At 64.9% G+C, this 7,057-nt stretch carries 7 protein-coding genes and 1 pseudogene; 4 read left to right on the forward strand and 4 right to left on the reverse strand.

Annotation, left to right across the window (positions count from 1 at the left end):
• From EN991_RS16960 to EN991_RS16975, 4 genes and pseudogenes are all read right to left on the reverse strand, one after another.
• Positions 1 to 191 (reverse strand): annotated as a pseudogene (locus EN991_RS16960) (N-acetylglucosamine-6-phosphate deacetylase); the annotation flags it as partial.
• Positions 188 to 1,222: an SIS domain-containing protein gene (locus EN991_RS16965; protein WP_024502148.1), complete on the reverse strand. Its 1,035-nt coding sequence runs from the start codon at positions 1,220 to 1,222 to the stop codon at positions 188 to 190. The gene EN991_RS16965 and the pseudogene EN991_RS16960, both read right to left, overlap by 4 nt.
• Before the next feature lie 17 nt (positions 1,223 to 1,239).
• On the reverse strand, positions 1,240 to 2,022 hold the full coding sequence (locus tag EN991_RS16970; protein ID WP_063169682.1) for a GntR family transcriptional regulator: 783 nt from the start codon (positions 2,020 to 2,022) through the stop codon (positions 1,240 to 1,242).
• On the reverse strand, positions 2,019 to 2,900 hold the full coding sequence (locus EN991_RS16975) for an N-acetylglucosamine kinase (protein ID WP_127369172.1): 882 nt from the start codon (positions 2,898 to 2,900) through the stop codon (positions 2,019 to 2,021). Before EN991_RS16975 ends, EN991_RS16970 begins: the two co-directional genes overlap by 4 nt.
• 199 nt (positions 2,901 to 3,099) lie before the next feature.
• Here EN991_RS16975 and EN991_RS16980 point away from each other — a divergent pair, with 199 nt between their 5' ends.
• The 4 genes from EN991_RS16980 to EN991_RS16995 form a co-directional block, all read left to right on the forward strand.
• On the forward strand, positions 3,100 to 4,059 hold the full coding sequence (locus EN991_RS16980) for an N-acetylmuramic acid 6-phosphate etherase (RefSeq protein ID WP_127369173.1): 960 nt from the start codon (positions 3,100 to 3,102) through the stop codon (positions 4,057 to 4,059).
• A gap of 2 nt (positions 4,060 to 4,061) precedes the next feature.
• Positions 4,062 to 5,321 carry an ABC transporter substrate-binding protein gene (locus tag EN991_RS16985; protein ID WP_013528574.1) on the forward strand — a complete coding sequence of 420 codons (1,260 nt, stop codon included), beginning with the start codon at positions 4,062 to 4,064 and terminating at the stop codon, positions 5,319 to 5,321.
• Between the two features lie 241 nt (positions 5,322 to 5,562).
• The gene (locus EN991_RS16990) at positions 5,563 to 6,492 is read left to right on the forward strand and encodes a sugar ABC transporter permease (protein WP_027161161.1); all 930 of its coding nucleotides are present in this window, start codon (positions 5,563 to 5,565) and stop codon (positions 6,490 to 6,492) included.
• Positions 6,493 to 6,503: 11 nt separating this feature from the next.
• Positions 6,504 to 7,057: carbohydrate ABC transporter permease (locus tag EN991_RS16995; RefSeq protein ID WP_164769136.1), on the forward strand; the 554-nt coding region annotated here is incomplete at its 3' end.

A 7,057-nucleotide genomic window follows, 5' to 3' on the forward strand; every position in this document is an offset into this window, starting at 1 on the left:
TTGACCTGCAGGTCCACGAAACCCGGCACCAGCAGGCCGTCACCGGCGTCGACGAGGGCGATGTCCGAGGGGACGGCGCCCGTGGGCAAAATGGCCTCGACGAGACCGTCGCGCACGACCAGCGCGTGGCCTTCATGCCAATCGTCGCCGTCGAAAATCCGGGCGCCAGTCAGGGCAAAGCGATTGCTCATACGGTCTCCGTCACCTTGCGAAGATTGCGCGGCGTGTCCGGGTCGAGACCGCGATGGCGGGCAAACGCCTCGACGAACATGTAGAAGGAGACGATCAGCGTCAGCGGATCGGTCAGTGGATGGCCTGTGGCGACATGCGGCAGGCGCACGGCGCGTTGGGCAAGTGCCGAGGTGACGAACACCGGCGCGCCCTTGGCCGCCAGGCTGTCGGCGGCCTCGGCAATCGACGGTTCGGACGCGTCGCGCGCGGCCAGCGCCAGCACCGGAAAATCGGGGCCGACCAGCGCCAGCGGGCCGTGCATGACCTCGGCGGCGCTGTAGGCTTCCGCATGCATGCCGCAGGTCTCCTTGAATTTCAGCGCAGCCTCATTGGCCATCGCCGCCGACGGTCCGCGGCCGAGGATGAACAACGACTTCTGCTTCTCGATCGTCTCAGAGAGCACGCTCATCCAGTCGCAGGCGATCGCCTTGCCGAAATGCTCCGGCAGGCGGGCAAGCGCCGCCAGCAGCGCATCGTCGCCGGTGGCATGCGCCATCAGAGCGAGGCCGGCGACGGCCGAATTGATGAAGGTCTTGGTGGCCGCGACGCTGCGCTCGGGGCCGGCCAGGATGTCGATCGCATAGTCCGAGGCACGCGCCAGCGGCGAATCGGCGGTGTTGGTGATGGCGACGGTCAGCGCGCCTCCCGCCCGCGCGGTTTCGGCCATGGCGACGATGTCGGGGCTCTTGCCCGATTGCGAGATCGCCAGGCAGGCCGAGCCGGCGAGCCTGAGCTTGCGGCCATAGATCGAGGCGATCGACGGCCCGACCGATGCGACGGCCAGGCCCGCCGTCAGCTCGACGGCGTATTTCATGAAGGTGGCGGCATGGTCGGACGAGCCGCGCGCCACGGTGACGACGAACTGCGGGTCGCGTTCCCGGATGCCGCGCCCGGCTTCGGTCAGCACGGCGCCGGAGCCGTCGAGCAGGCGGGCGACGGCCTGCGGGACCTCCTCGATCTCGCGCCGCATATGGGTCATCTCTGTCGACATGGTCGGCTCTGTCGTGCTCATGGTCGGCCCTCTTCGCTCGGCCCTGTCAGCCGCAGTTCGGCGACGAAATCATAGGCGTCGCCCCGGTAGATAGAGCGGGTGAATTCGATCACCTTGCCGCTCGCCAGATAGGAAATACGTTCGATGTGCAGGCCGGCAATGCCTGGCGGCACCTCGAGCAGGCGCGCGTCGCTGTCGCCGAGATTGGCGGCGGAAATGCGCTGCACCGCCCGCACCGGCCGATTGCCGGTCAATTCCAGCGCGGCATAGAGCGAGGAGCCTATGTCGGCCGGGTCGGGCAACACGCTGGCCGACAGCGAGGCCCGCTCGATCGCCAGCGGCGTGTCGTTGGCAATGCGCAGGCGCGCCACGCGCGCCACCAGTTCGTTCGACGACAGGCCGAGCACCATCATTTCGTCGGGCGAAGGTGCGTAAAGGCCGCGGTCGAGCCATGCCGAACGCACCACCATGCCGCGCCGCGCCATGTCCTCGGTAAACGAGGTCAGCCGCGACAGCGACTGTTCGACACGCTCCATGCGCGGCGCCACGAAGGTGCCGGAGCCGTGGCGCTGCACCAGGATGCCGCCCTTGACCAGGTCCTGCACCGCCTTGCGCACGGTGACCCGCGAAATATCGGCCTTGGTGGCGATGTCGCGCTCGGAGGGCAGCGCGTCGCCCGGCCCGATCAGGCCGCGATTGACCGCGTCCTCGATGCTCTTGCGCAACTGCAGATAAAGCGGCGCGCCGCTTTGCGCCTGATGTTTCAGCGTGGCGAAGATCTGGTCGGCGGCCTCGCTCATCGAGTTGCCTCCGCGTGTCCGGCAAGGAGGCGAACCGCCATCTGCACCGCGCCGCCCAGCGCGTCGTCGAGCGGCGGCTTCAGCAGCGCCCGGTAGCGGGCAGACAGGCGCGGCGCGTAGAGCGGCGCCAGCCCGCCGAGGAGGCACAGCGGCGCGTCGTCGGCGAGATCGAGCGCGCCGAGCGAGGCTTCGACATCGGCAACTACCTTGTCGAGGATCCAGTTGGCGACGCTGTCGCCCTTCTCGGCGTGTTCGAACACCTTGGGTGCGAAGCCGCCGAAATCGCCGGGCTTGGCATTGGTGGTGAATTCGACGACATCCTCCGGGTTGTTGCGGAAGACGGCCAGCATGCTCTGCGTCAGCGGCGAGCCCGCGCGGACGCCGTCATAGGCAAGCAGTGTCTGTTCGAGCAGGTCGCGGCCGATACGGGCGCCGCTGCCCTGGTCGCCAACCTGGAAGCCCCAGCCGCCGATGGCGCGCGATTTGCCTTGTCTGCGCGCCATATAGGCGGTGCCGGTGCCGAGGATCGCCATGGCGCCGTCACCGGCGCCGACAGCGCCTTCCAGCGCGATTTCGGCGTCGGTCTCGACTTGGCTGATGCTGAATGGCAGGATCGCCTCGAGCTGCTGCCGGTAGGTGCCGACATTGGCGCCGGCAAGGCCGAGAATTGCGGGCGTTCGCGGGATCAGTTCCGGATCCTGCCCGGCGACGAGGAACGCCTGCCTGGCGGCCTCGACGATGTTCGAGCGAGCGCCGGTCAGGTCGGTGCGGATGTTGGCGGCGCCGCTTTTGGCGCGGCCGATCACCGTGCCGTCCGCCGTTGCCAGGGCGGCCCTGCAGCTGGTGCCGCCGCCATCGATTCCGAGCACGAAATTCACGTTGATTTCTCCTCCGGGCGGATAATACCAATAAAATACCAATAGCCAAGGGTTAATTTCCGTTTCAAAAAGTTTAAGCCGTATTTTATTGAAAAATCTGCGTATTTCGGCCGCTCAGCGATTTCCAGTCCGCGAATTCGTTAATGCGTGTGGACAAGTGGTATTTTTTTGGTATTGTTCTGGTATTGGAGGAACCGGGATGGCCGAAACGCGCACCGAAGCGCTTCACAAAAATGCCGAGGGGCTGGATATCCAGCCTCCGGACGCCATCCTTTCCTATTTGGCCGATGCGCAGATCGAAGCCGCCAAGGTGGTGCGCCATGCCATTCCATCCATCGCCAGGGCCGCCGAGATCATCGCCGGCAGGCTGAAGGGCGGCGGCAAGCTTGCCTACGCCGCGGCCGGCAGCTCAGGCCTGATGGCACTGGCCGATGCGCTGGAGCTGCCGGGCACCTTCGGCATTCACCGCGACCGCATCGCCATCCTGATCGCCGGCGGCGACGACGCTTTCCGCACGCTGGCCGGCGGGCCGGAAGACGACACCGAGGAAGCCGCGGCAGCGGTCGCCGAGGCCGGCCTCGGCAAGGGCGACTGCCTGATCGCCATTTCCGCCAGCGGCACGACGCCCTATGCCGTGCGGGCCATCGAGGAGGCTGCCCGCCGCGGCGCTGCCACCATCGGCATCGCCAACAACAGGGACTCTGCGCTGCTGCGCCAGGCACAAACCGCCATCCTGCTCGAAACGCCGCCGGAACTGATCGCCGGCTCCACGCGCATGGGCGCCGGCACTGCCCAGAAGATCGCGCTCAACATGCTGTCGACGCTGACCGCCATCCATCTCGGCCATGTGCATGACGGCTACATGGTCAATCTCATGGCCGACAACATCAAGCTGCGCGACCGCGCGGCGCGTATCGTCGCCGCCGTCAGCGGCCGCGGCACGGACGAAGCGGCCCGCCTGCTCGAAAAGAGCGGCGGCGCGGTCAAGACCGCCATTCTGCTCGCCGCCGGCGCCGACAGCACTGACGCGGCGCAGAAGATACTGGAAGAGGCCGGCCAGAAGTTGCGGCCGGCCCTTTCCGCTATAGAGGGGAGCAAGGGCTCAAAAGCCTCTGTTCTCATCAAAACCGAACCTGAAAAAGGTCAACAGGGAGACTGAGCATGACAACGAAACTACTGACGGCACTGCTTTTGGGCACCAGCATTCTCGGCTCGGCCGGGTTGGCTCACGCCGACGACGTAACGCTCAACATCGAAAGCTGGCGCGGCGACGACCTTGCCATCTGGAAGGACAAGCTGATCCCGGCTTTCGAAGCCAAGAACCCGGGCATCAAGGTCGTGTTCGCACCCTCGGCTCCGACCGAATATGACGCCGCGCTCGGCGCCAAGCTCGCCGCCGGCTCGGCGGGCGACCTGATCACCTGCCGCCCGTTCGACAAGTCGCTTGAGCTGTTCAAGAAGGGCAACCTTGCCGATCTCTCGGCGCTGCCTGGCATGGAGAACTTTTCGCCGGTGGCCAAGTCCGCCTGGCAGACCGACGACGGCAAGGCGAGCTTCTGCGTGCCGATGGCCTCGGTCATCCACGGCTTCATCTACAACAAGGACGCCTTCGACAAGCTCGGCATCAAGGTGCCGGAGACCCGCGACGAGTTCTTCGCCGCGCTCGACAAGATTAAGGCCGACGGCACCTACATCCCGATGGCGATGGGCACCAAGGATCTCTGGGAAGCCGCGACCATGGGCTACCAGAACATCGGCCCCAACTACTGGAAGGGCGAGGACGGCCGCGCGGCGCTGATCAAGGGCGATCAGAAGCTGACCGACAAGGACTGGGTCGCGCCGTATGAGGAACTGGCCAAGTGGAAGCCTTATCTCGGCGATGGCTTCGAGGCGCAGACCTATCCGGACAGCCAGAACCTGTTCACGCTCGGCCGCGCCGCCATCTACCCGGCCGGCTCGTGGGAGATCGGCCTGTTCAACACCCAGGCGCAGTTCAAGATGGGCGCCTTCCCGCCGCCGGTCGAGAAGGCCGGCGACACCTGCTACATCTCCGACCATACCGATATCGGCATGGGCCTGAATGCGGCTTCGAAGAACGCCGATGCGGCCAAGACCTTCCTGTCCTGGGTCGCCTCGCCGGATTTCGCAACCATCTACGCCAACGCACTGCCGGGCTTCTTCAGCCTGAACTCCTCGCCGGTGAAGATGGAAGACCCGCTGGCGCAGGAATTCGTCTCCTGGCGCGGCAAGTGCAAGTCGACGATCCGCTCGACCTACCAGATCTTGTCGCGCGGCACGCCGAACCTCGAGAACGAGACCTGGGTTGAATCGGCCAACGTCATCAACGGCACCGATACGCCGGAAGCGGCGGCCAAGAAGCTGCAGACCGGCCTCGATAGCTGGTACCATCCGGCCAAGTAAGAGCTCAGGCAACGGAACCGGCCTGGCGCACGCCTGGCCGGTTCCGGACTACCTCATTCAAAGCCTATTCGGATTGCGATTGTCGGCACCGCCTCCCGGCCTTACCCTCTCTTCGGGGAAGGCTAGCTGATCAGTCGCAGGCCTTTGTTCCTGCCGCATCGGCAGGAATGGTCGGGCCGTGCATCGAGGCATCATCTAGATCGATACCCTTTGGAACCGAGAGACGGCGGGGACCGAACTCATGGCCGCAGATATCAGAGCGAAAAGACCGTTCCGCTGGCATATAGGCGTCTTCCTGGCGCCGGCGGTGCTTGTCTACACGGCAATCATGATCCTGCCGCTCGCCGGCACGCTGCAGCTCTCGCTGTTCCGCAACATCGAGCAGCACCAGGTCTTCGTCGGGCTGGAAAACTTCCGCATGCTGTTCGGCGATCCCAACTGGTCGGTGGGTTTCTGGAACGCGCTGAGGAACAACACCTGGTTCTTTATCATCCACATGCTGGTGCAGAACCCGATCGGCGTCATGCTGGCCGCGCTTCTGTCCAGCCCGAGACTGAGGTTCGCGGCCTTCTACCGCACGGCGATCTTCGTGCCGACCATCCTGTCCTTCGTCATCGTCGGTTTCGCCTGGAAGCTGATCCTGTCCCCGTTGTGGGGCGTGGCGCCGCATCTGATGGATCTCGTCGGCCTGAAAAGCCTGTTCACGCCATGGCTCGGCAAGGAACAATATGCGCTCACCGCACTCAGCCTGATTTCGGTGTGGCAGTTCGTCGGCATCCCGATGATGCTGATCTACGCCGCCCTGCTGTCGATCCCCGAAGAGGTGATCGAGGCCGCCGAATGCGATGGCATTACCGGCCTGGCGCAGTTCTGGAAGATCAAGCTGCCGCTGATCCTGCCGTCGATCGGCATCATCTCGATCCTCACCTTCGTCGGCAATTTCAACGCCTTCGACCTGATCTACACCGCGCAAGGCGCGCTCGCCGGGCCGAACTATTCGACCGATATTCTCGGCACTTTCCTCTACCGCGCCTTCTTCGGCTTCCAGCTGCAGGTCGGCGACCCCAATATGGGCGCGGCGATCGCCACGATGATGTTCCTGATCATCCTCGGCGGCGTCTGCGTCTACCTCTTCCTCGTCCAGACGCGCCTGCGTCGCTACCAGTTCTGAGGGGCCGAGAGATGAGCACCGCCACCCGTTCCGTGCCCCGCACCATCGGCGCCCATGCGATCCTGCTGACCTACACGGTGATCGCGCTGTTTCCGGTGATCCTGGTGATCATGAACTCGTTCAAGTCCCGCGCCGGCATCTTCGGCGCGCCGCTGACGCCGCCGACGCCAAAGACCTTCGACCTGATCGGCTACACCACCGTCATCGGCCAGGGCGACTTCTTCCACTATTTCCAGAACAGCCTCGTCGTCACCGTCGCCTCGCTGTTCTTCGTGCTCCTGTTCGGCGCCATGGCAGCGTTTGCGCTGTCGGAATACCGCTTCCGCGGCAATTCGCTGATGGGGCTCTATCTGGCGCTCGGCATCATGATCCCGATCCGGCTGGGCACCGTCGCCATCCTGCAATTGATGGTGGCGAGCGGGCTGGTCAACACGCTGACGGCGCTGATCCTGGTCTACACCGCGCAAGGCCTGCCGCTTGCCGTGTTCATCCTGTCGGAGTTCATGAAGCAGGTGTCCGACGATCTGAAGAATGCCGGCCGCATCGACGGCCTGTCGGAATACAC

Source organism: Mesorhizobium sp. M7A.F.Ca.US.005.03.2.1 (assembly GCF_003997795.1).
Classification (GTDB): Bacteria; Pseudomonadota; Alphaproteobacteria; order Rhizobiales; family Rhizobiaceae; genus Mesorhizobium; species Mesorhizobium ciceri.